Annotated in this window: 29 protein-coding genes and 1 tRNA gene; 23 read left to right on the plus strand and 7 right to left on the minus strand. The window is 66.6% G+C overall.

Annotation, left to right across the window (positions count from 1 at the left end; translation table 11 throughout):
* The first annotated feature begins 29 nt into the window (after positions 1–29).
* The 6 genes from zwf (at position 30) to IFT55_RS01845 (ending at position 6,328) form a co-directional block, all read left to right on the plus strand.
* On the plus strand, positions 30–1,490 hold the full coding sequence (gene zwf / locus IFT55_RS01820; RefSeq protein WP_192088679.1) for a glucose-6-phosphate dehydrogenase: 1,461 nt from the start codon (positions 30–32) through the stop codon (positions 1,488–1,490).
* A gap of 124 nt (positions 1,491–1,614) precedes the next feature.
* Positions 1,615–2,319 (plus strand): 6-phosphogluconolactonase, encoded by a 705-nt coding sequence (gene pgl, locus IFT55_RS01825; RefSeq protein ID WP_192088680.1) that lies wholly within the window; start codon positions 1,615–1,617, stop codon positions 2,317–2,319.
* The gene (gene edd, locus IFT55_RS01830; protein ID WP_192088681.1) at positions 2,319–4,139 is read left to right on the plus strand and encodes a phosphogluconate dehydratase; all 1,821 of its coding nucleotides are present in this window, start codon (positions 2,319–2,321) and stop codon (positions 4,137–4,139) included. The genes pgl and edd overlap by 1 nt, the downstream gene beginning before the upstream one ends.
* 100 nt (positions 4,140–4,239) lie before the next feature.
* The gene (locus tag IFT55_RS01835; protein WP_192088682.1) at positions 4,240–5,208 is read left to right on the plus strand and encodes a glucokinase; all 969 of its coding nucleotides are present in this window, start codon (positions 4,240–4,242) and stop codon (positions 5,206–5,208) included.
* Positions 5,205–5,828, plus strand: a complete 624-nt coding sequence (eda, locus tag IFT55_RS01840) for a bifunctional 4-hydroxy-2-oxoglutarate aldolase/2-dehydro-3-deoxy-phosphogluconate aldolase (protein ID WP_192088683.1) — start codon at positions 5,205–5,207, stop codon at positions 5,826–5,828. Before IFT55_RS01835 ends, eda begins: the two co-directional genes overlap by 4 nt.
* A 5-nt stretch (positions 5,829–5,833) precedes the next feature.
* Entirely contained in the window at positions 5,834–6,328 is a 495-nt protein-coding gene (locus tag IFT55_RS01845; protein ID WP_192088684.1) for a DUF5946 family protein, read from the plus strand.
* A gap of 5 nt (positions 6,329–6,333) precedes the next feature.
* Here IFT55_RS01845 and mltG read toward each other — a convergent pair whose 3' ends face one another.
* The 7 genes from mltG to fabD form a co-directional block, all read right to left on the minus strand.
* Positions 6,334–7,302 (minus strand): endolytic transglycosylase MltG, encoded by a 969-nt coding sequence (gene mltG, locus IFT55_RS01850; protein WP_192088685.1) that lies wholly within the window; start codon positions 7,300–7,302, stop codon positions 6,334–6,336.
* A gap of 4 nt (positions 7,303–7,306) precedes the next feature.
* Positions 7,307–8,563 (minus strand): beta-ketoacyl-ACP synthase II, encoded by a 1,257-nt coding sequence (fabF, locus tag IFT55_RS01855; protein ID WP_192088686.1) that lies wholly within the window; start codon positions 8,561–8,563, stop codon positions 7,307–7,309.
* 118 nt (positions 8,564–8,681) lie between these two features.
* Positions 8,682–8,918 (minus strand): acyl carrier protein, encoded by a 237-nt coding sequence (locus tag IFT55_RS01860; RefSeq protein WP_192088687.1) that lies wholly within the window; start codon positions 8,916–8,918, stop codon positions 8,682–8,684.
* A gap of 111 nt (positions 8,919–9,029) precedes the next feature.
* The gene (locus IFT55_RS01865) at positions 9,030–9,542 is read right to left on the minus strand and encodes a hypothetical protein (protein ID WP_192088688.1); all 513 of its coding nucleotides are present in this window, start codon (positions 9,540–9,542) and stop codon (positions 9,030–9,032) included.
* Positions 9,542–10,279 carry a 3-oxoacyl-[acyl-carrier-protein] reductase gene (gene fabG / locus IFT55_RS01870; RefSeq protein ID WP_192088689.1) on the minus strand — a complete coding sequence of 246 codons (738 nt, stop codon included), beginning with the start codon at positions 10,277–10,279 and terminating at the stop codon, positions 9,542–9,544. The genes IFT55_RS01865 and fabG overlap by 1 nt, the downstream gene beginning before the upstream one ends.
* A 4-nt stretch (positions 10,280–10,283) precedes the next feature.
* Positions 10,284–10,712, minus strand: coding sequence for a GxxExxY protein (locus IFT55_RS01875; protein ID WP_192088690.1), 429 nt, complete (start codon positions 10,710–10,712; stop codon positions 10,284–10,286).
* 37 nt (positions 10,713–10,749) lie between these two features.
* Positions 10,750–11,685: an ACP S-malonyltransferase gene (gene fabD, locus IFT55_RS01880; RefSeq protein ID WP_192088691.1), complete on the minus strand. Its 936-nt coding sequence runs from the start codon at positions 11,683–11,685 to the stop codon at positions 10,750–10,752.
* A 166-nt stretch (positions 11,686–11,851) separates the two neighbouring features.
* Between fabD and IFT55_RS01885 the strand changes: the two genes are divergently transcribed.
* From IFT55_RS01885 to accD, 17 genes are all read left to right on the plus strand, one after another.
* A complete protein-coding gene (locus IFT55_RS01885) occupies positions 11,852–12,229 on the plus strand; it encodes an RcnB family protein (protein ID WP_192088692.1) in 378 nt (125 codons plus the stop codon).
* Between the two features lie 151 nt (positions 12,230–12,380).
* Positions 12,381–12,803 carry a 30S ribosomal protein S6 gene (gene rpsF, locus IFT55_RS01890; RefSeq protein WP_192088693.1) on the plus strand — a complete coding sequence of 141 codons (423 nt, stop codon included), beginning with the start codon at positions 12,381–12,383 and terminating at the stop codon, positions 12,801–12,803.
* Between the two features lie 12 nt (positions 12,804–12,815).
* Positions 12,816–13,040, plus strand: a complete 225-nt coding sequence (gene rpsR / locus IFT55_RS01895; protein ID WP_010543816.1) for a 30S ribosomal protein S18 — start codon at positions 12,816–12,818, stop codon at positions 13,038–13,040.
* Positions 13,041–13,052: 12 nt separating this feature from the next.
* Entirely contained in the window at positions 13,053–13,643 is a 591-nt protein-coding gene (gene rplI / locus IFT55_RS01900; RefSeq protein ID WP_192088694.1) for a 50S ribosomal protein L9, read from the plus strand.
* Between the two features lie 304 nt (positions 13,644–13,947).
* Positions 13,948–14,022, plus strand: a tRNA-Glu gene (locus tag IFT55_RS01905).
* A 290-nt stretch (positions 14,023–14,312) separates the two neighbouring features.
* Positions 14,313–15,008 (plus strand): glutathione binding-like protein, encoded by a 696-nt coding sequence (locus tag IFT55_RS01910; RefSeq protein WP_192088695.1) that lies wholly within the window; start codon positions 14,313–14,315, stop codon positions 15,006–15,008.
* Positions 15,009–15,114: 106 nt separating this feature from the next.
* Positions 15,115–15,564, plus strand: a complete 450-nt coding sequence (locus IFT55_RS01915; RefSeq protein ID WP_192088696.1) for a hypothetical protein — start codon at positions 15,115–15,117, stop codon at positions 15,562–15,564.
* Between the two features lie 77 nt (positions 15,565–15,641).
* Complete coding sequence (locus IFT55_RS01920; RefSeq protein WP_192089649.1) at positions 15,642–16,361, plus strand: response regulator; 720 nt, start codon at positions 15,642–15,644, stop codon at positions 16,359–16,361.
* Positions 16,358–17,716, plus strand: coding sequence for a sensor histidine kinase (locus IFT55_RS01925; RefSeq protein WP_342029204.1), 1,359 nt, complete (start codon positions 16,358–16,360; stop codon positions 17,714–17,716). Before IFT55_RS01920 ends, IFT55_RS01925 begins: the two co-directional genes overlap by 4 nt.
* Positions 17,717–17,859: 143 nt before the next feature.
* Positions 17,860–18,555, plus strand: a complete 696-nt coding sequence (locus tag IFT55_RS01930; RefSeq protein WP_192088697.1) for an endonuclease/exonuclease/phosphatase family protein — start codon at positions 17,860–17,862, stop codon at positions 18,553–18,555.
* Positions 18,531–20,831 carry a patatin-like protein gene (locus tag IFT55_RS01935; protein WP_192088698.1) on the plus strand — a complete coding sequence of 767 codons (2,301 nt, stop codon included), beginning with the start codon at positions 18,531–18,533 and terminating at the stop codon, positions 20,829–20,831. The genes IFT55_RS01930 and IFT55_RS01935 overlap by 25 nt, the downstream gene beginning before the upstream one ends.
* A 70-nt stretch (positions 20,832–20,901) precedes the next feature.
* Positions 20,902–21,228, plus strand: coding sequence for a lipopolysaccharide assembly protein LapA domain-containing protein (locus IFT55_RS01940; protein ID WP_192088699.1), 327 nt, complete (start codon positions 20,902–20,904; stop codon positions 21,226–21,228).
* Positions 21,225–21,902, plus strand: coding sequence for an orotidine-5'-phosphate decarboxylase (gene pyrF, locus IFT55_RS01945; protein ID WP_192088700.1), 678 nt, complete (start codon positions 21,225–21,227; stop codon positions 21,900–21,902). The genes IFT55_RS01940 and pyrF overlap by 4 nt, the downstream gene beginning before the upstream one ends.
* A 76-nt stretch (positions 21,903–21,978) precedes the next feature.
* A complete protein-coding gene (locus IFT55_RS01950; RefSeq protein ID WP_192088701.1) occupies positions 21,979–22,617 on the plus strand; it encodes a phosphoribosylanthranilate isomerase in 639 nt (212 codons plus the stop codon).
* Between the two features lie 40 nt (positions 22,618–22,657).
* Positions 22,658–23,887: a tryptophan synthase subunit beta gene (gene trpB / locus IFT55_RS01955; protein ID WP_192088702.1), complete on the plus strand. Its 1,230-nt coding sequence runs from the start codon at positions 22,658–22,660 to the stop codon at positions 23,885–23,887.
* Positions 23,884–24,687 carry a tryptophan synthase subunit alpha gene (gene trpA, locus IFT55_RS01960; protein WP_192088703.1) on the plus strand — a complete coding sequence of 268 codons (804 nt, stop codon included), beginning with the start codon at positions 23,884–23,886 and terminating at the stop codon, positions 24,685–24,687. Before trpB ends, trpA begins: the two co-directional genes overlap by 4 nt.
* Entirely contained in the window at positions 24,684–25,535 is an 852-nt protein-coding gene (accD, locus tag IFT55_RS01965; RefSeq protein ID WP_192088704.1) for an acetyl-CoA carboxylase, carboxyltransferase subunit beta, read from the plus strand. Before trpA ends, accD begins: the two co-directional genes overlap by 4 nt.
* Positions 25,536–25,611: the final 76 nt, after the last annotated feature.

Genomic DNA, 25,611 nt, shown 5'->3' on the forward strand with positions numbered 1-25,611 from the left:
GCCATATCGATGATTTGATCGGAGGGTGCATGACGAGGCAAGCGGTGGCCAAGCTGCTGTTGTTCGGAGCGACCGGGGATTTGTCGCAGCGGATGCTGCTTCCCTCGCTCTACGGATTGCATGCCGACGGGCTGCTGCCCGAAGCGCTGACGATCACCGGCACCGCACGTCACGAGCATGACGACGAAGGCTTTCGTGCATTCGCGGCGCACGCGCTCGACGAATTCCTGCCCGACGATCGCAAGGATGCCGACGCGATCGCGGGGTTCCTGAAACGGCTATCCTATCAACCGCTCGACGCGTCGAACACCGACGGGTTCGGCGCGCTGGCCGAGAAGCTGGGTGACATTTCCGGCGGTCTCGCGATCTTCCTGTCGACCGCGCCATGGCTGTTCGGGCCGACGATCACCGGATTGCGCTCGGCCGGTCTCGCCGGACCGAACGTCCGCATCAGCCTCGAAAAGCCGCTGGGCAAGGATCTGGCGTCCAGCCGTGAGATCAATGATCTTGTCGCGTCGGCGTTTCCAGAGGAACGGACCTACCGGATCGACCATTATCTGGGCAAGGAAACCGTTCAGAACATTCTCGCGCTGCGGTTCGGCAATACGATGTTCGAACCGATCTGGAACGCGCGCGGGATCGATCACGTCCAGATCACCATTTCCGAAACCGTCGGGCTGGAAGGCCGCGCGGGCTATTATGACGAAGTCGGCGCGCTGCGTGACATGGTCCAGAACCATGTGCTGCAACTGGTCGCGCTGATCGCGATGGAGCCGCCCGCGCATTTCGACGGCACGTCGGTCCGTGACGAAAAGGTCAAGGTTCTCCGTTCGCTCCGCCCGATCGGGTCCGACGACGTCGGCACCCACACCGTCACCGGCCAATATGATGCCGGCGCGGTGAAGGGGGAAATCGTACGGGGGTATGACGAAGAGCTGGGCAAGGATTCGGACACCGAGACCTTCGTCGCGGTCAAGGCGCATATCGACAACTGGCGGTGGCAGGGCGTGCCCTTCTACCTGCGCACCGGCAAGCGGATGCCCGATCGCCATTCGGAAATATCGATCCAGTTCAAGCCGGTGCCACATTCGATGTTCGCCAATCGCGGCGGCCGTCTGCAGCCCAACACGCTGGTCATCCGCCTGCAGCCCGAAGAATATATCCGGCTGCTGGTGATGGCGAAGGAACCCGGCCTCGACCGCGATGGCGTACGGCTGCGCGAAGTGCCGCTGGACCTGTCGCTGACCACCGCCTTTGCGGGCACGCGTCGTCGCATCGCGTATGAGCGGCTGCTGCTCGACCTGATCGAAGGCGACCCCACGCTGTTCGTCCGCCGCGACGAGGTGGAGGCGCAATGGCAGTGGATCGACGCCATCCGCGACGGGTGGAAAGCGAACGCGACCAGCCCGCGCGGCTATCCGTCGGGCAGTTGGGGACCGAATTCCAGCGTCGCGCTGACCGAACGCGACGGGGTGACGTGGAACGAGTGAGCGGCCTCGGTCGCTTTGACAAAACACGCCGTTAGGTTCGAGCAGCATCGCGCGAAGCCGGGATGCACCCGTCGGGAACCGGTTCTCGACATGCTCGAACGAACGGAAAACTACGGACGGAAACATGACCGAAATCGAATGGTGGGAATATGACGAGCCCGCCGAGTTCGCCGCAGCGCTTGCCGGCGATATCCAGTTCATCATCGAAAGCGCGATCGACGCACGCGGTGCGGCGGTAATCGCGCTGGCGGGCGGACGGACGCCCGCACCGATCTATGCCGAGCTGGTCAAGGCGAAGCTGGACTGGAAGCGTGTGACGATCGTGCCGACCGACGACCGGATCGTGCCGATGGGCGACGCGCTGTCGAACGTCACCGGCCTTGCCAAGATATTCCTGCCCAAGGGTGGCCGGGTGGTCCCGCTGACCGCTGAGAAGGCCCCCGATTACAAGGCCGCCGGTCGTGCCGCCGATGCCCGGTTGCAGGACCTGCACTGGCCGCTGGACCTGTGCCTGCTGGGCATGGGTGCCGACGGGCATACCGCGTCGATCTTTCCCGGCCCCGACCTTGCCGAGGCGCTGACCGGGCCCAAGGAGCGTCGCGCGCTGGGCGTGATGCCCGATCCGCTGCCGCCCGAGGCACCGGTGGCGCGCGTGACGTTGAGCCATGCCGCGATCGCGTCGGCCCGCGCGCTGATGATCGCGATCACGGGCGAGGAGAAAAAGGCGGTCCTCGAACGCGCGATCGATCAGGGGGCGTCGTCGTCCTATCCGATCGGCCGCGTGCTGGCCGAAGTCGAACTTCCCGTCGATATCCACTGGAGCGCATGATGGCCATTCACGCCGCGATCGCCGCCGTCACCGATCGCATCATCGAAGCGTCGCGCGACCGGCGTGCCGCCTATCTTGCGTTGATCGAGCGCGAACGCGACGGCGGCGTGGATCGGCCGATGCTCGGATGCGCGAATCTCGCGCATGCCTATGCCGGGACCGACGAGGATCGCGATCTGATGCGTCCGGCCAACCGGATGAACATCGGCATCGTGACCGCGTACAACGACATGCTGTCGGCCCACGCGACCTATTACCGCTATCCCGAACAGATGAAGGTATGGGCGCGCGAGGTCGGTGTCACGGCGCAGGTCGCGGGCGGCGTGCCCGCGATGTGCGACGGCGTGACGCAGGGCTATCCGGGCATGGAATTGTCGTTGTTCAGCCGCGATACGATCGCGCTGTCCACCGCGATCGCGCTGTCGCACGGCACGTTCGAGGGCGCGGCGCTGCTGGGTATCTGCGACAAGATCGTGCCGGGGCTGTTGATGGGCGCGCTGCGGTTCGGCCATCTGCCGATGGTGCTGATCCCCGGCGGACCGATGCGGACCGGCATTCCGAACAAGCAGAAGGCGGCGGTGCGCGAAGCCTATGCCGAGGGCAAGGTCGGGCGCGAGGAACTGCTGGATGCGGAGATCGCGGCCTATCACGGCAAGGGCACCTGCACCTTCTATGGCACCGCCAATTCGAACCAGATGATGATGGAGGCGATGGGGCTGCACATCCCCGACGCCGCCTTTGCCAATCCCGGGACCAAGCGGCGGCAGGAACTGACCCGCGCCGCGGTCCATCGGCTGGCGCAGATCGGCAAGGACGGCGACGATTACCGTCCGATCGGCCGGGTGGTCGATGAAAAGGCGATCGTGAACGCCGCTGTCGTGCTGCTCGCGACCGGCGGGTCGACCAATCACCTGATCCACCTGCCCGCCATCGCACGGTCGGCGGGAATTGTGATCGATTGGGAGGATTTCGACCGGTTGAGCCAGGCCGTACCGCTGCTGACGCGGGTCTATCCCAACGGATCGGCCGACGTGAACGGGTTCGAGGATGCCGGCGGCCCGTCGTTCGTGATCCGCGAACTGCTGCGCGGCGGTCTGATGCACGGCGACGTGCTGACCATCGCCGAAGGCGGCATGGCGCAATATGGCAAACAGTCGACGATCGAGGACGACAAGCTGGTTTGGAAGGATCACGCCCCCGTCAGCAGCGATCCGACGATTGTGCGCACCGTCGAAGATCCGTTTTCGCCGGAGGGCGGGTTTCGCATCCTTCAAGGCAATATCGGTCGCGCCTGTATCAAGGTGTCGGCGGTCGACCGCGACCGTTGGGTCATCGAAGCGCCGTGCCGTGTCTTCAGCGATCAGGCATCGGTACAGAATGCGTTCAAGGCGGGGGAACTCGACCGGGACGTGGTGGTCGTCGTCCGTCATCAGGGACCGCGCGCCAACGGCATGCCCGAACTGCACAAGCTGACCCCTACGCTCGGCGTGCTCCAGAACCGCGGCTTCCGCGTGGCGCTGGTCACCGATGGCCGCATGTCGGGCGCGTCGGGCAAGGTGCCAGCGGCGATCCACCTGTCGCCCGAAGCGCTGGGCGGCGGACCGATCGGCAAGCTGCGCGACGGCGACGTAGTCCGGCTGGACGCGGATGCCAACACGCTGACCGCGCTGGTCGCAGCCGACGAATGGGACGCACGCGAACTGGCACCCACGCCGCATGAATTGCAGGGCACCGGCCGCGAGATTTTCGCGATGATGCGGCAGGGCGCGAGCGAGGCGGAAGCGGGCGGATCGGCGATGCTGGCGGCCGCCGGCTTGTAAGCCTGAAAACAGGCGCACACCCGCACCGGCGGGCCGGAATAACCGGCGCCGATCTATGCGACTCCGTGCCCCATGCGGGATCGGAGAAAGGGAGAGAAAGATGGAAGTCGTTGCGGTAGATATCGGTGGCACGCATGCCCGCTTCGCGATCGCCGAGGTCGAGGGGGGGCGTGTCGTCCATCTGGGCGAACCGGTGACGCAGAAGGTGGCCGAACATGGCAGCCTGCAATTGGCGTGGCGCGCGTTCGAGCGTCACGCGGGCCGCCCCCTGCCCCGCGCCGCCAGCCTTGCCGTCGCCTCGCCGGTCAACGACACGCTGATCAAGCTGACCAACAACCCGTGGATCATCCGCCCGCCGCTGATGAACGAGCGGCTTGGGTTGGACGTGTGGACGATCATCAACGATTTCGGCGCGGTCGGCCACGCGGTGGCGCAGGTGCCGGACGAGGATTTCATACACCTGTGTGGGCCGGACGGACCGTTGCCGGACAAGGGCGTGATCGGGATCTGTGGGCCGGGCACCGGGCTTGGCGTCGCGCAGTTGCTGCGTACGTCCGAACGGTATCACGTGCTGGAGACCGAAGGCGGGCATCAGGACTTCGCGCCGCTCGACGCGATCGAGGACGCGCTGCTGCGGCGGCTGCGGAAAATTCACGGGCGCGGATCGGCCGAACGCGCCACCGCCGGTCCGTCGATCGTCGCATGGTATGAAACGCTCGCCGAAATCGAAGGCGTGTCGGTGCCGCATGCCGACGACAAGACGTTGTGGGCGGCGGCGCTCGACGGGACCGACAGCATTGCGGTGGCCGCACTGGACCGGTTCTGCCTGACGCTGGGCGCGTTCGCGGGCGACCTCGCGCTCGCGCAGGGTGCCAAGGCGATCGTGATCGCAGGCGGTCTCGGCCTCCGGCTCAAGGACAAGCTGCTCGAATCGGGCTTCGGCCAGCGTTTCACGTCGAAGGGCCGGTTCCAGACGTTGATGGCGGGCATTCCCGTCAAGCTCATCACCCATCCGCAACCCGGCCTGTTCGGGGCCGCCGCCGCATTCGCGCAGGAGCACGCACGATGACCGTTTCCCCCCACACCCCCACCATCGCCGACATCATGCAGACCAGCCCGGTCATCCCGGTGCTGGTCGTCCACGACGCCGCCGACGCGCGGCCGATGGCCGAAGCGTTGGTGAAGGGCGGGCTGCGTGTGCTGGAAGTGACGTTGCGGACCCCCGCCGCGCTCGATGCCATCCGCGAGATGCGGAAGGTCGAGGGCGCGATCGTCGGCGCGGGCACCGTCGTCAGCGCGGCGCAGTTCGCCGATGCGATGGACGCGGGATCGGAATTCATCGTTTCCCCCGGCCTGACCGAGACGATCGCGCGCCCGATCCTCGACAGCGGCGTGCCGTTCCTGCCGGGCATCGCCAATGCAGGCGACATCATGCGCGGGCTGGATCTCGGCCTGACGCATTTCAAATTCTTTCCGGCCGAAGCGTCGGGCGGACTGAAGGCGCTGAAGGCGCTGGCCGCGCCCTTCTATCAGGCAAAATTCTGCCCGACCGGCGGGATCACCGAAGCGTCTGCGCCCGAATGGCTGGCGTTCGGCCCGGTGCTGTGCGTCGGCGGAAGCTGGATCGTCGGCGCGACCCATGCCGAAACCGAAACGCGCGCGCACGCCGCAAGCGGCCTGCGGGGGTAAGCCCGGTGAACGATCGGGTCGATCATGACTGCATCGGTTGCGGCGGTCGGTTCAAGACGGGTCCCGACGCGAATGACAGCCATGCCTATATGCTGTCTTCGGCCGGTTGCTGGTCGGCCTATGGTGAAGTCCTGACGCGCGAGTATCAGGACCCCACCCTGTTCACGCAATGTCACCGTTTGACCGTCGATGCCTATGCCGTCCAGCATCGGGGCGATCCCGGCGACAGGCGCGCCGTACGGTCGGTATGGCTGCACTTCGCCGCACTCGATATCATCTTCGGCCAAGGTGGTTCTTTCGACGACGCGCTCGCCGTGCTGCGTCGTCTGGCGGAAATGCCGCTACCCGAACTGCCTGCAACGAAACCCGTCTTTTCCATGACGCTCGAACATGTCGTGGCTGCCGGTCCCGACCGTCATGTCGGTGCGGTGCGAGCATGGGCGCAGTCTGCCCATGCAGCTTGGCGTCCCCTGCTGGTCGGGCAGCTTCCCGCCCGCTAGCGATACTACATCTCGCCCCGCGCCTTGCGGATCGCGTACCATTTGCGCACATTGGCATTATGCTGTTCCAGCGTGTCGGCGAACACATGCCCGCCCGTCCCGTCCGCGACGAAATACAGCGCTTGCGTATCCGCCGGATCGAGCACCGCGTCGATCGACGCCTTGCCCGGATTGGCGATCGGCCCGACCGGCAGCCCGCGCGAGGCATAGGTGTTGTACCCGTTCTTCGCGGTCAGTTCGGATCGCAGAATGCGGCGGCCGAGCGGACGGCCCTTCGTGATCGGATAGATCACCGTCGGGTCCGCCTGTAACGGCATGCCGATCCGCAGCCGGTTGGAATATACCGCCGCGACCGTCCGGCGTTCGGCGGGCTTGCTGGTTTCCTTTTCGACGATCGAGGCGAGGATCAGCGCCTCGCGCGGGGTTTTTGCGACGGTAGTCGGCTTGCGCGCCGCCCATGCGGTCGCAAGGTAGCGGTCCATCGCCGCCTGCATCCGCGCGACGGTTTCCGCCCGGCTGTCGCCACGCTGATAGCTGTAGCTGTCGGGCAGGACGCTGCCTTCGGGGGGCAATGGTGTCGGTCCTTCGAGTTGCGGCGCATTCGTCACCGCTTCCTGCACCAGCACCGACGGCCAGCCTTCGGGCACCGCGACGAACCGCTGCACGGTGCGACCACCCTGCATCAGCTTCAGGATATCCGACTGACTGAGGCCGGCGGGAATGCGATACTCGCCCGCACGGATCGGATCGCCGTCGCCCAGGAACCGCGCGAACAGCCGGAAGCGATCGGCCGACGGGATCGCCCCCGCCTTTTCCAGCGCGACCGCCGCCGCCGACAGGCTGGCCCCTTGCGGGATCGTGACGGTCAGCGGCGTCCGCGCCGGACCGGCTCCGCCCCAGCTTTGCATCACCGCGAACAGGCCCGCGATGACGAGCAGTCCGGCGATCAGGCCAAGGCAGCCGATCCGGCGCATGCGATCAGATCGCCTTCATCACCAGCGACGCGTTGGTGCCGCCGAACCCGAAGCTGTTGTTCAGCACGGCGCGCACCTGCCGCTTCTTTGCGACATGCGGCACCAGGTCGACGCCCTCGGCACCCTCTGACGGATTGTCGAGGTTGAGCGTGGGCGGCACGATCTGGTCGCGCATCGCGAGGATGCAGAAGATGCTTTCCACCGCACCGGCACCGCCGAGCAGATGCCCGATCGCGGACTTGGTCGAACTCATCGACAGGCCGCCGATCGCGTCGCCGAACAGCCGCTTGACCGCGCCCAGCTCGATCATGTCCGCCATCGTCGACGTGCCGTGCGCGTTGATATAGTCGATGTCCGACAGCGCGAGGCCAGATTTGCGCATCGCCATTTCCATCGATCGATACGCGCCCGACCCGCTCGGTTCCGGCGCGGTCACGTGATAGGCGTCGCCCGACAGGCCGTACCCGACGACTTCGCAATAGATCTTCGCGCCGCGTGCCTTGGCCCGCTCATATTCCTCCAGCACCACGACGCCGGCCCCCTCGCCCATGACGAACCCGTCGCGGTCGCGGTCATAGGGACGGCTGGCCGCTTCCGGCCGGTCGTTGAAGCTGGTGTTGAGCGCCCGCGCGGCGGCGAAGCCCGCGATCCCGATCGGGCAGATCGTGCTTTCCGCACCGCCCGCCAGCATCACGTCGGCATCGTCCATCGCGATCATCCGCGCCGCATCCCCGATCGAATGCGCCCCGGTCGAACACGCCGTGACGACCGCGTGGTTCGGACCCATCAGACCATACTGGATCGACACCTGACCCGAGATCAGGTTGATGAGCCGGCCGTGGACGAAATGCGGCGAAACCCGCTTCGGCCCCTTTTCGGCAAGCACCAGCGATTCGCTCTCGATGCCCGGAAGGCCGCCGATGCCCGACCCGATCGAACATCCGGCGCGGAACCGCTCCGCCTCGGTCATTTCGGTCAGGCCGGCATCTTCCAGCGCCTGTCCGGCGGCGTCGATGCCATAGACGATGAACGGATCGACCTGACGCTGGATCTTGTGATCCACTCGCCGGCCCGGATCGAAGCCATAGGGGTGGTCCGCCGGCTTCACCTCGCACGCGATGGTGCATTTCTGGTCCGACGCGTCGAAGCGCTGGATCTGTCCAGCGCCGGATTTGCCGGCAAGCAGGTTCTTCCAGGCGACTTCCACCTCGGCACCCAGCGGTGTCACGAGGCCGAGGCCGGTCACGACTACGCGGCGCATGGCATTACTCTCCGTTCAACTTCACTATGCGAACGGCCCCCCGCCCATGGCATGTGCCGGGACGGAGGGCCGCTGGTCGTCTCGGCGATCACGGGGACGGCGGACCGTCCCGGCGGGATCAGGCCTTGTGCTCGTCGATATAGGTGATCGCGTCCTTGACGGTCGTGATCTTTTCGGCGGCATCGTCGGGAATTTCGACGCCGAATTCTTCCTCGAACGCCATGACCAGCTCGACGATATCGAGGCTGTCGGCGCCCAGATCGTCGATGAAGCTCGCGTCCTCGGTCACCTTTTCAGCTTCGACGCCCAGATGCTCGACGACGATCTTCTTCACGCGCTCGGCGGTCTCGCTCATATTCATTCCCTCTTCACATTCGGGTGTCGATTACCTGAACGCCCCTAAAGCGCGCCAGTGCCGTGCGCAAGTGCGGCGGCGCGGACGGAAGATGGCTTTGCCATCCCCGGATCAACCCTGCCGCGCCGCGAACAGCCGCGCCAGCGTCGCCGCGTTGAACGCATATCCGCCCATCAGCCGCTGCACGCGGTTGTCGGACTTCTTCGCGCCGGCAAGGCCCATCATGCCGTTCATGAAGGCGTCGACCGGCGCGGTCCGCTTGCGGGCGAGGAACGCGTCGAGCACGGCGGGCGGGGTCTGGCTCAGCCGGCGGTTGACCGCGACCGGATCGACGCCGTTGGCGGCAAGACCCGATGCCAGCGCCTCGACCGCGATGCTGGTCACGACCAGCTCGCCCGCCCGCGCATCGCTTCGTCCCGTACCCGGCGCACAGGTTGCGGCGCGGGCGCGCGCCGCCTTGACCAGCGCCTCGGTCGCGGGCGAGGGCTTGCGCCCTTCGAGCACGCCGACGATCAGCCCCTGTTGCAACCGGGCCATTTCCGGCTTCGGCGTCTTTGCGACCGCGCATTTTACGACGTTCGCATCGCCGCCGGCGAACATCGCGGCGGCCATCAGCATCGTCATCATATCATCGCCATCCCGCCGTTCACATGGATCGTCTGGCCGGTGACATACCCGGCCTCGCGACTGGCGAGATAGGCGACGGCGGCCGCCACGTCACCACCGGTGCCCAGCGCCCCGGCGGGAATCCGCCCCGTCAGGGCCGATTTCTGCGCGTCGGGCAGCACATCGGTCATCGCCGACGCGATGAAGCCGGGTGCGACGCAGTTGACGGTGATGCCGCGGCTGGCGAGTTCGGTGGCCATCGCCTTCGACATGCCGACCAGCCCGGCCTTCGACGCGGCATAGTTCGCCTGTCCCGGATTGCCGGTCTGTCCGACCACCGACGTGATCGACACGATCCGCCCGAACCGCGCCTTCATCATCGGGCGCGCAGCGGCGCGGCACAGACGGAAGGCCGCTTCGAGATTGACGCGGATCACCTGATCCCATTCGTCGTCCTTCATCCGCATCATCAGATTGTCGCGTGTGACGCCGGCATTGTTGACGAGGATGTCGATCCGGCCCAGCGCTTCCACGGCCCGCGGCACCAGCGCGTCGACAGCCGCCCCGTCCGACAGATCGCACGGCAGCGCGACATGGTCCCCGTCCAGTCCGGCACGAAACGCTTCGAGCTTGGCGGCATTGGACCCCGACACGGCCAGCCGCGCGCCTTGCGCCACCAGCGCCTGCGCGATGGCGGACCCGATACCGCCGCTGGCACCGGTCACGAGCGCGGTCATTCCCGTAAGGTCGAACATTAGGTCAGTCTTCCCGAAATTGGTTCACGCGAAGGCGCGAAGGCGCGGAGGGGCGATAGTTATTGACGATCCGGCGCAGCCCCTCCTTGAGCGTTTCGCCGCCAAAATTGAGCAGCAGCCCGATGGGCTGATTCGTCAAACGCAGGTACGTGAGCAATTGCTTGCCGTGAACGGGCTTCAGCCGCTCTACCGATTTGACCTCTACCAATACAGTATGATCGATCATCAGATCGATCCGGAAGGCCGCATCGAACCGCATACCGTCGAAGACTATATCGATCGGATACTGCCGCATAATGTGGTAGCCCATTGCCGCAAGCCGGCCGGCCAAAAGCATTTCATACACGCTTTCCAGCAGGCCCGGCCCCAGATCGCGATGTAGCCGAAGCGCGACGTCGATGACGTCACGACATATATCCTCGCGATCGCTCATCTTCGCGTCTTCGCGCCTTCGCGTGAAACAATCTACCTCAAATCCGCCCGACGAGCGCCTCGATATCCGCCATCGTCACCACGCTGGTCGCGGTTGCATCGGGAGCGATGCGCTTGACCATCGTGCCCAGCACCTTGCCGCCCAGTTCGACGAAGTCGTCGACGCCGGCTGCGTGCATTGCCAGCACCGATTCGCGCCAGCGGACCATCCCCGCCACCTGTTCGACCAGCAGCCGGCGGATCGTTTCGGCGTCCGCGACCGGCGCGGCGGTGACGTTGGCGTAGAGCGGCACCAGCGGCGAGGTCAGCGCCACGCTTTCCAGCGCCTCCGCCATCGCATCGGCGGCAGGCTGCATCAGCGGGCAGTGGAACGGGGCGGACACCGGCAACACCACCGCGCGCTTGATGCCCATTTCCTTGGCCAGCGGCACCGCCCGGTCGATCGCGGCCTTCGTCCCGGATATCACGACCTGCGACGGATCATTGTCGTTGGCGACGGTGCACACGTCCCCCTGCGCCGCCGCATCGGCCAGCGCCTGCGCCTTCGACAGGTCGGCACCCAGCAGCGCCGCCATCGCCCCCTCCCCGACCGGCACCGCCGCCTGCATCGCGCGTCCACGCAGCTTGAGCAGCCGTGCGGTAGTGGCAAGGTCCAGCGCGCCCGCCGCACACAGCGCGGTATATTCGCCCAGCGAATGGCCCGCGACGAAATCGGCCTTTTCCGCCAGCCGGATGCCGCCTTCCCGCTCCAGCACGCGCAAAGTGGCGATGGCGTTGGCCATGATCGCGGGCTGCGCATTTTCAGTCAGCATCAGATCGCCTTCGGGGCCGTCTGCCATCAGCCGGAACAGGCTTTCGCCCAGTGCGTCGTCGACCTCCTGGAACACCTCACGCGCATGCGGACTGGCGGCGGCAAGCGCTGCCCCCATGCCGACCGACTGGCTGCCCTGTCCCGGAAAGATGAATGCGCGCATCGCCGACGTCTCCTGCTGTTCCAAGCCGCGCGGCCTAGTCGCTCGGCCAAGCCGTACGCAAGAGGGCGTGCTGGTACAGTTTGCGACCAACTGACCGCGATCGCGACAAACCCCCGCGACAACCGGCCCCCATTTTGACGTCAACGCCAACAACGGAGTGACCGTCATGAAGAAGCTGATCCTCACCGCACTGACCGCCGCATTGCTCGCCTCGCCAATGGCGGCGTCGGCGGCCGGACGCACGGTCGTCAAGGAACGCGCCACCGCGACGGTGGTCGTTCACAAGGACGATCGCGGCCGTCAGGTGCAGAAGACCGTCGTCAAGAAGAAGCCGGTACAGACCCGCAAGTGGCAGCGCGGCCAGAAATTCGACCGGACGCAAGCCAGCAATTATCGGCAGATCGACTATCGCACCTACAAGCAGCGCGGCCTCTACACGCCGCCCAAGGGGTCGCAGTGGGTGCAGTCGGGCAACGATGCGGTGCTGGTGGCGGTCGCCAGCGGGTTGATCGGCGCGGTGATCGGCGGCGCGCTCGCCAACTGAGCTTGCAATTCGCCCGGTTTCGGGTAGAGGCAACCGCTTCCGGGGTGGTGGGACCAGTTCCTGCCGCCCCGGACTGCATTTGAAGACGACAGCCGGAGGGGCGACCGCGATCGGCGCGGCGTCAGCGATCGGCCAACAGACGGAAAAGAATATGGCTCTGTATGAGCACGTGTTCCTTGCGCGCCAGGATCTGGCACAGGCGCAGGTGGACGCGCTGGCGGAAACCGCCACCAAGATCGTTCAGGACATGAACGGCAAGGTCGTGAAGACCGAAACCTGGGGCCTGCGCAGCCTCGCCTATCGCATCGCGAAGAACCGCAAGGCGCATTACGTCATGCTCGAAATCGACGCGCCCGGCGACGTCGTTGCCGAGCTGGAGCGCCAGACGCAGATCAACGAAGACGTGATCCGCTTCATGACCGTCAAGGTGGACGGGCATGAGGAAGGTCCGACCGTGATGATGCGCAAGAGCGAGCGTTCGGAGCGTGGCGACCGCCGTGGCGGCCGTGACCGCGATGACCGCGGCCCGCGCCGCGACCGTGAGCAGTCGGCGCCCGCCGACGCCGAAGCGTAAGGATCAGCACCCATGGCACGTCCGTTTTTCCGCCGCCGCAAGAGCTGCCCCTTCTCTGCCAAGGATGCTCCCCGGATCGACTATAAGGATGTACGCCTGCTGCAGGGCTTCGTGTCCGAACGCGGCAAGATCGTCCCGTCGCGCATCACTTCGGTGAGCGCGAAGAAGCAGCGCGAACTGGCCCAGGCCATCAAGCGCGCACGTCATCTGGGCCTGCTGCCCTACATCGTTAAGTAAGGAGCGCCCGACATGGACGTTATTCTGCTGGAACGCGTCGAGAAGCTCGGCGCCATCGGCGACGTGGTGACGGTGAAGGACGGGTTCGCCCGTAACTTCCTGCTGCCGCGCAAGAAGGCGCTGCGCGCCAATGCCGCCAACAAGAAGGTCTTCGACGCCAATCGCGAACGGATCGAGGCCGAGAACGCCACGCGCCGTACCGACGCCGAAGCCGAAGCCAAGACGCTGGAAGGCGCATCGGTCACGCTGATCCGTCAGTCGTCGAACACCGGCCAGCTGTACGGTTCGGTCGCGGTTCGCGATCTGATCGAGGCACTGGTCGCCGATGGTCACAAGGTCGACAAGTCGCAGATCGCGCTGAACCGTCCGATCAAGTCGGTCGGCCTGCACGACGTGAAGGTCGCGCTGCACCCGGAAGTGTCGGTGACCGTCAAGGTCAACGTCGCACGTTCGCCGGAAGAAGCCGAGATGCAGGCGCAGGGCGTCGACATCATGGCATCGATGTTCGAGCGTGACGAAGCCGGCTTCACCGAGGATTACGATCCCAACGCCGAGCCGGGCGAAATCGCCCGCGACGAGGCTCCCGAGGAAGCGCAGGGCTGATCCAGCCCGCATCGTCGGACAACGAAAAGGCCGTCGGGGCAACCCGGCGGCCTTTTTCGTCGTCCGTCCGAAAACGAAGCCCGCGCTATCCGGTCACGGACACGCGACGCACGCACCGATGACGGCAGCCAGCGGGATGATCGACAGAAGAAGCGGAAGGGCCTTGCTCATCATCGGTTCCTGAAACGGTTCATTCGCTTCAATTCCGCAACGGCGATAAGGTTGCGCGGCGATGAACGCATCCCGTTCACGCGCACCGCTTGACGACCCTGTGCCATCTGCCTAAAGCCTCCCCTCCGCCGACGGCCCCTTCGTCTAGCGGTTAGGACGACGCCCTCTCACGGCGTAAGCACGAGTTCGATTCTCGTAGGGGTCACCATCGTTGCTGCACATCGCCTTTGGCCGCGCGCCCGACTTCCCCGACCACAGTATTTGACAGACCGACAGCGACGTTGCGACGGGTGCCGTCCATCACCTCGGCACATTTTCGCAGGATCAGACCAACCGGTCGTGGCTTGCCGGTGAGTCCAACGATCGGCTGCGGCCCTAGAAGGGCCGATACCCGATGATCGCGGATACCGTACCGCCGAGCTGTTCGCGGAACCGCTGTCTTGTCCGCGGCCGGCCAGCCCCCATCTCGCGACCATCACCTCATGACGGAGCGCGCCTATGATCGACCTGCATTACTGGCCGACGCCGAACGGCCACAAGATCACGCTGTTCCTCGAGGAAGCCGACCTGCCCTATACGATCCATCCGGTCGATATCGGCAAGGGCGAGCAGTTCGCGCCCGAGTTCCTTGCCATCGCCCCCAACAACCGGATGCCGGCGATCGTCGATCACGAACCGCCGGGCGGCGGCGCGCCGGTCGCGATCTTCGAATCGGGTGCGATCCTGCTGTACCTTGCGGAAAAGACCGGGCGGTTCCTGCCCGCCAATATTCCGGGCAGGTACGACGCGATCCAGTGGCTGATGTGGCAAATGGGCGGCCTTGGCCCGATGGCCGGGCAGAACCATCATTTCAACATCTATGCGCCTGAAAAGCTGCCCTATGCGCAGGATCGGTACATTCGTGAAACCGCCCGTCTGTACGGCGTGCTCGACCGGCGTCTTGCGGATCGCAGCTTCGTCGCGGGCGAATATTCCATTGCGGATATGGCTGCCTATCCATGGATCGTTCCGCATGAAGCGCAGGGTCAGGATCTGGCCGACTTCCCCAATCTGCGTCGCTGGTACGACGCAATCGCCGCACGTCCCGCGACGATCACAGCCTATGCGAAGGGCAAGGCGGTCAGCGACGGCACCCCGCCGATGACGGAGGAGCGACGCAGGATCCTATTCGGGACGCCGACAAAACCGGACTGATCGCGACAAATCGCGACAATCGAATGGCCGGGCGACAAAGTCGCGCGACAGATGGCGGCGATACCCGGTTCGTCACCGGGATATCCCGCCAATCGAAAGGTCCGCCATGCGTCCGCTGCTCCTCGTCGCCTCTCTCCTCGCCACCGCCGTTTCCGGCGGCGCGATCGCCGGGCAGTTGCCCCCTGCCCCGACCGATGCGGTGTTAACGCGGGCCGATGCATTGGCCCGGGCCGATGCACGGTTCGCGGAGATCGACACCGACCGCGACGGCAAAATTTCCGCCTCAGAGCGCGACGCGATCCCTGCTCCGCGCCGTGGCCCCGCGGCCGAAGGTGCCGAGGGCCGTGGCGGACGCGCCGGCATGGGCGGTGTACGCGGCATCGAGCGAGCCGATACCGACCGCGACGGCTTCGTCACCCGTGCCGAGTTCGCCGCACAGGCCGCTGCGATGTTCGACCGGCAGGATCTGAACAAGGACGGAAAAGTCGACGCCGCCGAACGCGCGACGCTGCGCGAACAGCGGCGGGAACGTCGCGGCGACCGGGCCGACGACTGATCCGGTTCGGGGGCGTCGGGTTCGACCGGCGCCCTTCGCGTTTTCCTTTCGTCGAAGGCTCGCCTAGCATGTCCGACATGGCCGATATCCCGCACCTGCTGCTGGTCGACGACGAACGATCGATCCGCGAACCACTTGCCCAGTATCTGACGAAACAGGGATTTCGCGTGACCCAGGCGGGTGACGCGGAGGGTGCGCGGGCGCGACTGAACGCCTATGCGATCGATCTGGCGATCCTCGACATCATGATGCCGGGCGAGGACGGATTGTCGCTGTGCCGCCATATCCGCGAAACGGGCGAGACCCCGGTCATCCTGCTGACGGCGCGGGCGGAGGAAACCGACCGGATCGTCGGGCTGGAAATGGGTGCCGACGATTATGTCGTCAAACCCTTTTCCCCCCGCGAACTCGCCGCGCGGGTAAAGGTGGTGCTGCGTCGCACGGCGGCGGGTGCGGTGCGGCAGCATGCGCCCGAAGCCGGATCGTTCGCGTTTTCGGGGTGGGTGCTGAAGACCGGGGAACGCGCGCTGGTCGACCGTGAAGGCGTGTCGGTGCCGCTGTCGACCGGTGAATATAATCTGCTGCACGCACTGGTCACGCGCCCGCGACAGGTGCTGACGCGCGACCAGTTGCTCGACCTGACGCAGGGCCGAGAGGCCGCCGCGTTCGACCGCGCGATCGACAATCAGGTCAGCCGGTTGCGCAAGAAGATCGAAGTCGATGCGCGGAACCCCGATATCATCAAGACAGTGTGGGGCGGCGGATATACGCTGGCGTCCGAAGTCACGCGGCTGTGAAGCGTTTCTGGCCGACGAGCCTGCTGGGCCAGATCGCGCTGCTGGTCGCCGTCGCGCTGTTCGTAGCACAGGCGCTAAACTTCATGCTGCTGCTGCGCGAACGTCAGGCGTTCCGCTTTGCCGAAGTCACGCTGCCTGCCGTCACCCGGCTGGTCGATGCGGCCGAACGGGTGACCGCACAGCGCCCGGTCGCCACCGATCCGCCCCGGACGGACCGGCTGCGCGGGCTTCGGCTGGTCACGGGGCGGGTCGACATGCCCGAGGGCGCGGCGGAAGCGGACGTCGAACACGCGATCCGGCGCGGCTTCAGCGATGCCGGGATCGCGGTCGGACGGATCGAGGCGCGGGTACAGCCGATCGACGAGCAGGAAATTCGCGAACGGAAGCTGGACAACCGCCGGGCGGAGCGCCTGCGCCGCATGGGTGCCGTGCTGGGCGTCGCGGTGGAGCTTCCCGGTCGCGGGTGGCTGGTGTCGAACAATCCGTGGCCGATCGCCGAGCGCGGGTTGTTGTGGCAATTGCTGGCGCAGACGCTGATCCTGTATGTCGTGGTGCTGTTGCCGGTGCTGTGGATCGGCCGGCGCATCGCCAAGCCGTTGCGCGAACTGGCTGCATCTGCCCGCGCGTTTCAGCCGGGCCAGCCGCTGCCGCCGATCGAACCGTCGGGACCGCAGGACGTGCGGCTGCTGATCGTCGCCTTCACCGATCTGGGGCGACGGGTCAGCGCGATGATCGAGGAAAAGGACCGGATGCTGGGCGCGATCGGGCATGATCTGCGTACGCCGCTGGCTGCGCTGCGCGTCCGCATCGAATCGGTCGAGGACGATACCGATCGCATCCGCATGGCCGAAACCATCGACGAGATGACGGCGACGCTGGAGGATATCCTGTCGCTCGCCCGGCTGGGCCGACCTAGCGAGAAGGCGACCGACGTCGATGTCGCCGCGCTGGTCGACGCGGTGGTCGAGGATTTCCGCGATCTGGGCGACGATGTCGATTTCGTCGAGGCGGACCGCGTGCCGTTGCACCTTCGACCCAATCTGATGCGGCGTGCGGTACGCAACCTGATCGAAAACGCGATCAAATATGCCGGCGCAGCGCAGGTGCGGATCGATACGCGCGCCGACGCGGTCACGATCGTCGTCGCCGACAATGGTCCCGGCATCCCCCCCGATCGGCTGGAAGCGGTGTTCGACCCGTTCACCCGGCTGGAAACGTCGCGCAACCGGGACACCGGGGGGATCGGTCTTGGGCTGGCTCTGGCCCGCGCGATCGTGCGCGAAGCGGGTGGAGAGATCGCGCTGACCAACCGCCCCGGCGGCGGGCTGGACGCCACGATCCGGTTGCCGCGATAGATGTCGGCACTTCCTGCGGACACCGGACGTCAACTTTCGCTGTCGACGTCCCCGCGCCGCGATACCGCCGCCGGGCGAATTTCGTCGGCCGGCGGAACGCGGGCGAAACGAAAGCGCGCGCGTCCGCGTTACGCGCTTTACCTATGATAAAAGTAGCCAGCTACAACATGCGCAAGGCAATCGGCACCGACCGGCGGCGCATGCCCGAACGGACGCTGGAAGTATTGTGCGAGATCGATGCCGATATCGTCGCGTTGCAGGAATGCGACCGCCGTCTCGGTGAGCGCGCGGGCGTGATCCCGCTGCACATGCTGGAGGAACGCACGCCGTGGCGGGCCGTACCTATCGCCATGCGCGCGCAATCGATGGGATGGCACGGCAACGCGCTGCTGGTGCGCAAAACCGCCGATATCGGCGAGCATCGCCGGATCGAACTGCCTGCGCTCGAACCGCGTGGCGCCGTGACGGCGGATATCACGACCGACGGCGTCGAACTGCGCGTCGTCGGTATGCACCTCGATCTATCGGGGCTGTGGCGGCGGAAACAGGCGCATGCGATCCTGACGCATGTCGAAGGGCATGCGACCCAACTGCCCAGCGTGCTGATGGGCGACCTGAACGAATGGACGCCGCGTTCTGGGTGCCTGCGCGATTTCGGACGCAACCATCGGTTTGCGGAGACGGGGCCGAGCTTCCATGCGCGCCACCCGGTCGGACGGCTCGACCGGATCATGGTGTCCGATGCACTGCGGATCGTCGATGCGGGGGTGCACAGCAGCGCCGCCGCGCGCAAGGCGTCCGACCATCTGCCGATATGGGCGACGCTGGAACCGGCGTGAGCGAAGCACGCGGTCCGGTCGATCGCGAATTGCGGCTCGCGCTGATCTGTTACGGCGGGATCAGCCTTGCAGTCTATATGCACGGGCTGGTCAAGGAAGTGTGGCATCTTGCCCGCGCCAGCCGGGCGGCGCACGACGCCAATACCCCGCTGACCGGCAGCGCGGGGGTGTATCAGACGATGCTGACCGATCTGGCGGAGCGCAGCGGCGTCCGGCTGCGCGTGCTGGCCGATATCGTCGCAGGGGCCAGTGCCGGCGGGATCAACGGCGTGTTCCTTGCGCAGGCGATATCGACCGGGCAATCGCTCGACCCGCTGACCGACCTGTGGCTCGACAATGCCGATATCGAAGCGCTGCTCGACCCGGCGCAGGCGCCGTCCAGCGCGTTGTCGCGGCCATGGGCGCGACCGCTGGTGTGGATGGCATCCGGCCGCGACGAAGGCGATCCGGCCATCGCGGCGGAGGTGCGTGCGAAGCTCGACCGGTTCGTCCGCGCCCGCTGGTTCGAACCGCCGTTCGGTGGCCGGGTGATGGTCGACATGCTGCTGAACGCGTTCGGGGCGATGGCTGCCGGGCCGATCGGGCCGCGATTGTTGCCGCCCGGCCAGCCGCTCGACCTGTTCGTCACCGTCACCGATTTTACCGGGCATCCCGAACTGCTGCGGCTTCATTCGCCACCCGAAGTGGTCGAAACCGAACATCGCATCGTCATCGGCTTTTCCGACCATGCCGGTCCCGTGCTGGCCGATGCCGCCGAACTGGTCTTCGCCGCGCGGGCCACGTCGAGCTTTCCCGGCGCGTTTCCGCCGTTTCGCGTCGGCGAACTCGACGCGGCGCTGGCCGACCGGGACGCGGCGTGGCCGGGACGCGCCGCGTTCCTTGCCCGCGTGCTGCCGCGACAATCGGCGGTGGGCATGGCGGAAGCCGCCGCGTTGATCGACGGATCGGTCCTCGCCAATGCACCGTTCGTTCCCGCGATCGAGGCGCTGCCCGAACGTCCCGCCCGGCGGCAGATCGACCGACGCTTCGTCTATCTCGACCCCGCGCCGAACCACAAATTCGGGTTGGGATCGGCGAGCGACGGGCCGCCGGGCTTCTTCCGTACGATCCTGGGCGCGCTGTCCGAACTGCCGCGCAAACAGCCGATCCGCGACAATCTGGACGCGATCCAGCGCCGGTCCGAACGGGTCGAACGCATGCTGGCGATCGTCGAGCACATCCGGGCAGAGGTAGAAGCGCAGGTCGAGCAATTGTTCGGATATACGCTGTTCCTCGACTGGCCGACGCCGGTGCGGCTGGTCGCATGGCGACGACGGGCGCAGGTGCGTGCGGCGCAGCGGGCGGGCGTCGGCCATGCCGCCTATGGCCTGCTCAAGATCGATCAGCTGCTCGACCGTGTCGCCGCGCGCGCCGCCGCGCTGTCGGGCGATACCAGTCCCGAACAGGTCCGCCGCCTGCGCGCCGGGTTCGCCGCGACGATCGTCGCGGCGGGTGCCGACCGCTTCGACGGCGATGGCGCGTCGGCTGAAACGGTCGCGTTCCTGCGCACGCACGACCTTGCCTTCCGTATCCGGCGGCTGCGGTTGCTCGCGCGAACGCTGGCGACGATCGAGCCGGTCCATTCCGGTGCGATACTAGATCCGGTGAGTGAGGCGATCTATGCCGCGCTCGGCCTGTATCTGGCGTGCGAACGGATCGACCGGTTCGCGGCGTTGCGGGGGCTGGCCACCGAACGCGATACAGATCCGGCGGAATTGCTTGCGGCGATGGGCACCGCGATGGACCTGCCCGTACTCGACGCGCAGGCGGACGAGCGGTTGTCGACGGCATTCGCGGCGTGTCCGCGCGACGTTCGCCGGTCGCTGCTGCTCGCCTATCTCGGCTTTCCCTTCTACGACATCGCGACGCTGCCGCTGCTCGGTGGCGAGGGGCTGGACGAATTCGATCCGGTTCGGGTCGACCGCATCGCGCCCGACGACGCGCCATCGATCCGTTCGGGCGGGGCGGAGGCGACGCTGAAGGGCATCCGGTTCAACAATTTCGGCGCCTTTTTCAGCCGGGCCTATCGCGAGAACGATTATCTGTGGGGCCGGCTGCACGGTGCGGAACGGTTGATCGACATCGCGCTGTCGACGCTGCCCGCCGACGTCCACCTGCCGCCCGGATGGGCAACGGCGCACAAGCTCGCGGCGTTCCTTGCGATCCTCGACGAGGAACAGCCGCGATTGCACGCGATCGGGCCGCTGTTCGCCGAATTGCGCACCGAGATCGGGTGACGGCCCCGCTATTGGAAAATGCCGGGTGACAGGCGTAAGGAACGATGGTTCACAACGAAGGCCCGCGCCGATGCAGTTTCTGAAAACCCTGTTCTGGGCGTTGCTCGTCGGCGTGATCGTCGCGTTCGCACTGAACAACATGACGATGGTGCCGCTCAAGCTGTGGGGCACGCTCTATGCCGACGTGAACCTGCCGCTGTTGCTGTTGCTGACGTTCCTTGCCGGGTTCGTGCCGACCTTCGTCGCGCATCGGTTGACGCGGTGGCGGCTGCGCCAGCGGCTGAGCAGCAGCGAGCGGATGCTCGCCGACTTGCACCGCGCCGAACCGGTCGCGACGCTGTCCCCCGCCGACGCGTCGGTCGCACCGCTGCCCATCGCGAACGGTGGCCCGCTGTGAGCCGGTCGCCGATCTATGTTGCGATCGACACGCCCGATATCGACCGGGCGCGAGCGCTGGCCAACGCGGTGCAGCGGCATGTCGGCGGACTGAAGCTGGGCCTCGAATTCTTCATGGCGCATGGCCGTGCGGGCGTGCACGAGATCGCCGATCTGGGGCTGCCGATCTTTCTCGACCTGAAATTCCATGACATTCCCAATACGGTCGCCAAGGCGATCCAGGCGCTGGGGCCGCTCAATCCAGCGGTGCTGACGGTCCATGCGTCGGGCGGACGTGCGATGCTGGAGGACGCGAAGGCGGCGGCTCCCACGGGGACGAAGGTCGTCGCGGTGACGATGCTGACCAGCCTCGATGCGCATGATCTGACCGCGATCGGACTGGCCCCGAACCCGCACGATCAGGTAGTGCGCCTGACCGAACTCGCGCGCGAAGCGGGGATCGACGGCGTGGTGTGTTCGGGCGAGGAAGTCGCGGCGGCGAAGAAGGTGTGGCCCGGCGGGTTCTTCGTGGTGCCCGGCGTGCGGCCGGCCGACGCGGCGGCGGGCGACCAGAAGCGGGTCGTGACGCCGCGTGCCGCGCTGGATGCCGGTGCGTCGATCCTCGTGATTGGACGGCCGATCACGCGGGCGGCGGACCCCGACGCGGCGGCACGCGCGATCGAGGCGACACTGTAAGGCACGCGGAGCGCCGTCCACGCCGCGCCGTGGACGCTCGATTGCGCCCGACCCGAACCGCGCGTAACGCATCGCGATGCCCATCACTGCCAAGATCTGCGGCCTGTCGACGCCCGCAACGCTCGCCGCCGCGCTGACCGGCGGGGCGAGCCATGTCGGGTTCGTCTTCTTCCCCCCCTCCCCCCGCCATGTCGGGTTCGACGTCGCCGCCGGCCTGACCGGACAGGTGCCGCCGCACGTCGCGCGCGTCGGCGTGTTCGTCGATCCCGACGACGCGCTGCTCGACGGGGCGGTGGCGGCGGCGAAGCTGACGACGATCCAACTCCACAAGACCGCGCCACCACGCGTCGCGGCGATCCGGGCGCGGTTCGCGCTCGACCTGTGGGCCGCCGTCGCGATCAAGACGCGCGCCGACCTCGACGGTGCGCGCGCCTATGCCGGGGCGGCGGATCGCATCCTGTACGATGCCAAGACCCCCGACGGCGCGACGCTGCCCGGCGGGATGGGCGTACGGTTCGACTGGGCGTTGCTCGACGGGTTCGCGCATCCGCAGCGCTGGGCACTGTCCGGCGGACTCGATGCCGCCAATGTCGGGGAAGCGATCCGCCGGACGCGCGCGCCGCTGGTCGACGTGTCGTCGGGGGTCGAAACCGCCCCCGGCGTGAAGGACGCGACGCGGATCGCCGCGTTCCTGCGTGCCGTCGCAGCCGCCTGACCGGCTCGACACGCCGGGCGGAGCGGCGTAACGGACGCGGATGAACGCCCCCAATTCCTATCGCGCCCAGCCCGACGAACGCGGGCATTTCGGACAGTTCGGCGGCCGCTATGTCGCCGAAACGCTGATGCCGCTGATCCTCGACCTCGATCGCGAATATAAGCGCGCAAAGGCCGACCCGGCGTTCGCGGCGCAGTTCGACGATCTGATGACGCATTATGTCGGACGTCCCAGCCCGCTCTACCACGCCGAACGGTTGAGCGAGACGCTGCGGATCGGCCTCGCCCCCGGCATGGGCGCGCAGGTGTGGTTCAAGCGCGACGAGCTGAACCATACCGGCGCGCACAAGATCAACAATTGCATCGGCCAGATCCTGCTCGCGATCCGCATGGGCAAGACGCGGATCATCGCCGAAACCGGCGCGGGGCAGCATGGCGTCGCCACCGCTGCCGTCTGCGCGCGATTCGGCCTGCCGTGCGTCATCTATATGGGCGCGCGCGATATCGAGCGGCAGCAGCCCAATGTGTTCCGCATGAAATTGCTGGGCGCTGAAGTCCGTGCGGTGACGAGCGGGGCGAAGACGCTGTCGGATGCGATGAACGAAGGGCTGCGCGACTGGGTCGCGAACGTCCACGACACCTTCTACATCATCGGCACCGCCGCCGGGCCGCATCCCTACCCCGAAATGGTCCGCGACTTCCAAAGCATCATCGGTCGCGAGGCGCGCGCGCAGATGCTGGAGCGTACCGGTCGCCTTCCCGACATGCTGGTCGCGGCGATCGGCGGCGGGTCGAACGCGATCGGGCTGTTCCACCCGTTTCTGGACGATAGCGACGTAGCGATGCTGGGCGTCGAGGCAGCGGGCCACGGGCTGGACAAGGACCATGCGGCATCGCTGGCGGGCGGGTTCCCCGGCATCCTGCACGGCAACAAGACCTATCTGTTGCAGGACGAGGACGGGCAGATCGCGGAGGGTCATTCGATCTCCGCCGGGCTGGACTATCCGGGCATCGGGCCGGAACATGCATGGCTGCGCGATATCGGCCGGGTCCAATATGACAGCGCGACCGATGTCGATGCGCTCGACGCGTTCCAGCTGCTGTGCCGGACCGAAGGCATCATTCCTGCGCTGGAGCCGGCCCACGCCATCGCCGCCGTCGCCCGTCGCGCAAAGACGATGCGCGACGACCAGATCATACTCGCCAACCTGTGCGGTCGCGGCGACAAGGATATCTTCACAGTCGCCAGCGCGCTGGGAGTCGAGATATGACGACACGCCTCGCGGCGGCATTCGCCAAGGGTCATCCCGCGCTGGTATGCTTCGTGACCGCAGGTGATCCGACGCCCGACGCCACGCCCTCTATCCTCGACGCGCTCGTCGCGGGCGGGGCCGACGTGATCGAACTGGGGATGCCGTTCACCGATCCGATGGCCGATGGTCCCGCGATCCAGTCGGCCAATATCCGCAGCCTTGCCGCCGGCACGCGCACCGCCGACGTACTGCGCATCGCGACTGGCTTTCGCGAACGCCACCCGGACGTGCCGCTGGTGTTGATGGGCTATGCCAACCCGATGGTGCGGCGGGGCGCGGAGTGGTTCGCGCTCGCCTGCGCCGCCGCCGGGGTCGACGGGGTGATCTGCGTCGACATTCCGCCCGAGGAAGACGATTCGCTGGGCGAACAGCTACGCGGACGGGGTATCGCCCCGATCCGCCTCGCCACGCCGACCACCGACGCGGTACGGTTGCCGACCGTGCTCGATGGCGCCGACGGTTTCCTCTATTACGTCTCCGTCGCGGGCATCACCGGCAAGCAGCAGGCGGTACAGGCGTCGATCGACACCGCCGTCGCCCGCCTGAAGGCTGCGACCGACTTGCCGATCGCGGTCGGGTTCGGCGTCCGCACGCCCGAACAGGCCGCCGCCATCGCCCGTGTGGCGGACGGCGTCGTCGTGGGTTCGGCGATCGTCGAGATCGTCGCGCAGCATGGCGCGCACGCCGCCGAACCGGTCCGCACCTATATCCACAGTCTGTCCGCCGCGATCCGGGCGGAATCGAGGGAACCCGCATGAGCTGGCTCAACCGCGTCCGCAACGCCCTGCCCTTCGTCGCCCGCAAGGAAACGCCCGACCATCTGTGGCACAAGTGCAAGGGCTGCGGTCAGATGATCTTCTCAAAGGAATGGGAAGAAAACCTGCACGTCTGTCCGAAATGCGATCATCACGGTCGCATCGGACCGAAAGAGCGGTTCGCGTACCTGTTCGACGAAGGTTCGGTCACGTTGTTGCCGTCGCCGCGCGTCGCCGACGATCCGCTGAAGTTCCGCGACAGCAAGCGCTATGTCGACCGGCTGAAGATCGCACGGACCGACACCGGCGAACATGACGCGTTCCAGAATGCGGCGGGTACGATCGACGGCAAGGCATGCGTGATCGGCGTACAGAACTTCGCGTTCATGGGCGGATCGATGGGTCAGGCGGTGGGCGAGGCGTTCATCGCCGGCGTCGAGGCCGCGATCGCGCGTGGCGTGCCGTATATCGTCTTCACCGCATCGGGCGGCGCGCGGATGCAGGAGGGTATCCTCAGCCTGATGCAGATGCCGCGTACCACCGTGGCGATCGAAATGCTGCACGACGCCGGCCTGCCCTATCTGGTGGTGCTGACCGATCCGACGTCGGGCGGGGTCATGGCGGCCTATGCGATGCTGGGCGACGTCCAGATCGCCGAGCCGAAGGCGACACTGGCCTTTACCGGGCGGCGGGTGATCGAAAGCACGATCCGCGAAAAGCTGCCCGACGATTTCCAGACGTCGGAATATTATCGCGACCACGGGCTGATCGACATGGTCACGCATCGGCGCGAACTGCCCGCGACGCTGGCGCAGTTGATCGATTTTCTGGGGATGAAGGCCGCCGCCTGAAACTGCCTCCTTCCCGTCATGGGAAGGAGAACCAGCGAAGCCGGTGGGGCTGGACACCCCGCTCCACCGGCGCGCC

Source organism: Sphingomonas sp. CFBP 13720, assembly GCF_014842075.1.
GTDB lineage: Bacteria > Pseudomonadota > Alphaproteobacteria > Sphingomonadales > Sphingomonadaceae > Sphingomonas.

Excerpts from the sequence above, each read along its gene's own strand:
- fabG (WP_192088689.1), bottom strand. The coding sequence starts at position 10,279 with ATGTTCGACCTTACGGGAATGACCGCGCTCGTGACCGGTGCCAGCGGC.
- IFT55_RS01935 (WP_192088698.1), top strand. The coding sequence starts at position 18,531 with ATGGGCGACGCTGGAACCGGCGTGAGCGAAGCACGCGGTCCGGTCGAT.
- trpA (WP_192088703.1), top strand. The coding sequence starts at position 23,884 with ATGACGACACGCCTCGCGGCGGCATTCGCCAAGGGTCATCCCGCGCTG.
- IFT55_RS01910 (WP_192088695.1), top strand. The coding sequence starts at position 14,313 with ATGATCGACCTGCATTACTGGCCGACGCCGAACGGCCACAAGATCACG.
- IFT55_RS01930 (WP_192088697.1), top strand. The coding sequence starts at position 17,860 with ATGATAAAAGTAGCCAGCTACAACATGCGCAAGGCAATCGGCACCGAC.
- IFT55_RS01835 (WP_192088682.1), top strand. The coding sequence starts at position 4,240 with ATGGAAGTCGTTGCGGTAGATATCGGTGGCACGCATGCCCGCTTCGCG.
- fabF (WP_192088686.1), bottom strand. The coding sequence starts at position 8,563 with ATGCGCCGCGTAGTCGTGACCGGCCTCGGCCTCGTGACACCGCTGGGT.
- edd (WP_192088681.1), top strand. The coding sequence starts at position 2,319 with ATGGCCATTCACGCCGCGATCGCCGCCGTCACCGATCGCATCATCGAA.
- IFT55_RS01860 (WP_192088687.1), bottom strand. The coding sequence starts at position 8,918 with ATGAGCGAGACCGCCGAGCGCGTGAAGAAGATCGTCGTCGAGCATCTG.
- rpsR (WP_010543816.1), top strand. The coding sequence starts at position 12,816 with ATGGCACGTCCGTTTTTCCGCCGCCGCAAGAGCTGCCCCTTCTCTGCC.
- pgl (WP_192088680.1), top strand. The coding sequence starts at position 1,615 with ATGACCGAAATCGAATGGTGGGAATATGACGAGCCCGCCGAGTTCGCC.
- mltG (WP_192088685.1), bottom strand. The coding sequence starts at position 7,302 with ATGCGCCGGATCGGCTGCCTTGGCCTGATCGCCGGACTGCTCGTCATC.
- IFT55_RS01950 (WP_192088701.1), top strand. The coding sequence starts at position 21,979 with ATGCCCATCACTGCCAAGATCTGCGGCCTGTCGACGCCCGCAACGCTC.
- rpsF (WP_192088693.1), top strand. The coding sequence starts at position 12,381 with ATGGCTCTGTATGAGCACGTGTTCCTTGCGCGCCAGGATCTGGCACAG.
- accD (WP_192088704.1), top strand. The coding sequence starts at position 24,684 with ATGAGCTGGCTCAACCGCGTCCGCAACGCCCTGCCCTTCGTCGCCCGC.
- IFT55_RS01940 (WP_192088699.1), top strand. The coding sequence starts at position 20,902 with ATGCAGTTTCTGAAAACCCTGTTCTGGGCGTTGCTCGTCGGCGTGATC.
- eda (WP_192088683.1), top strand. The coding sequence starts at position 5,205 with ATGACCGTTTCCCCCCACACCCCCACCATCGCCGACATCATGCAGACC.
- trpB (WP_192088702.1), top strand. The coding sequence starts at position 22,658 with ATGAACGCCCCCAATTCCTATCGCGCCCAGCCCGACGAACGCGGGCAT.
- IFT55_RS01865 (WP_192088688.1), bottom strand. The coding sequence starts at position 9,542 with ATGACGATGCTGATGGCCGCCGCGATGTTCGCCGGCGGCGATGCGAAC.
- IFT55_RS01885 (WP_192088692.1), top strand. The coding sequence starts at position 11,852 with ATGAAGAAGCTGATCCTCACCGCACTGACCGCCGCATTGCTCGCCTCG.
- zwf (WP_192088679.1), top strand. The coding sequence starts at position 30 with ATGACGAGGCAAGCGGTGGCCAAGCTGCTGTTGTTCGGAGCGACCGGG.
- rplI (WP_192088694.1), top strand. The coding sequence starts at position 13,053 with ATGGACGTTATTCTGCTGGAACGCGTCGAGAAGCTCGGCGCCATCGGC.
- IFT55_RS01915 (WP_192088696.1), top strand. The coding sequence starts at position 15,115 with ATGCGTCCGCTGCTCCTCGTCGCCTCTCTCCTCGCCACCGCCGTTTCC.
- fabD (WP_192088691.1), bottom strand. The coding sequence starts at position 11,685 with ATGCGCGCATTCATCTTTCCGGGACAGGGCAGCCAGTCGGTCGGCATG.
- IFT55_RS01920 (WP_192089649.1), top strand. The coding sequence starts at position 15,642 with ATGGCCGATATCCCGCACCTGCTGCTGGTCGACGACGAACGATCGATC.
- IFT55_RS01875 (WP_192088690.1), bottom strand. The coding sequence starts at position 10,712 with ATGAGCGATCGCGAGGATATATGTCGTGACGTCATCGACGTCGCGCTT.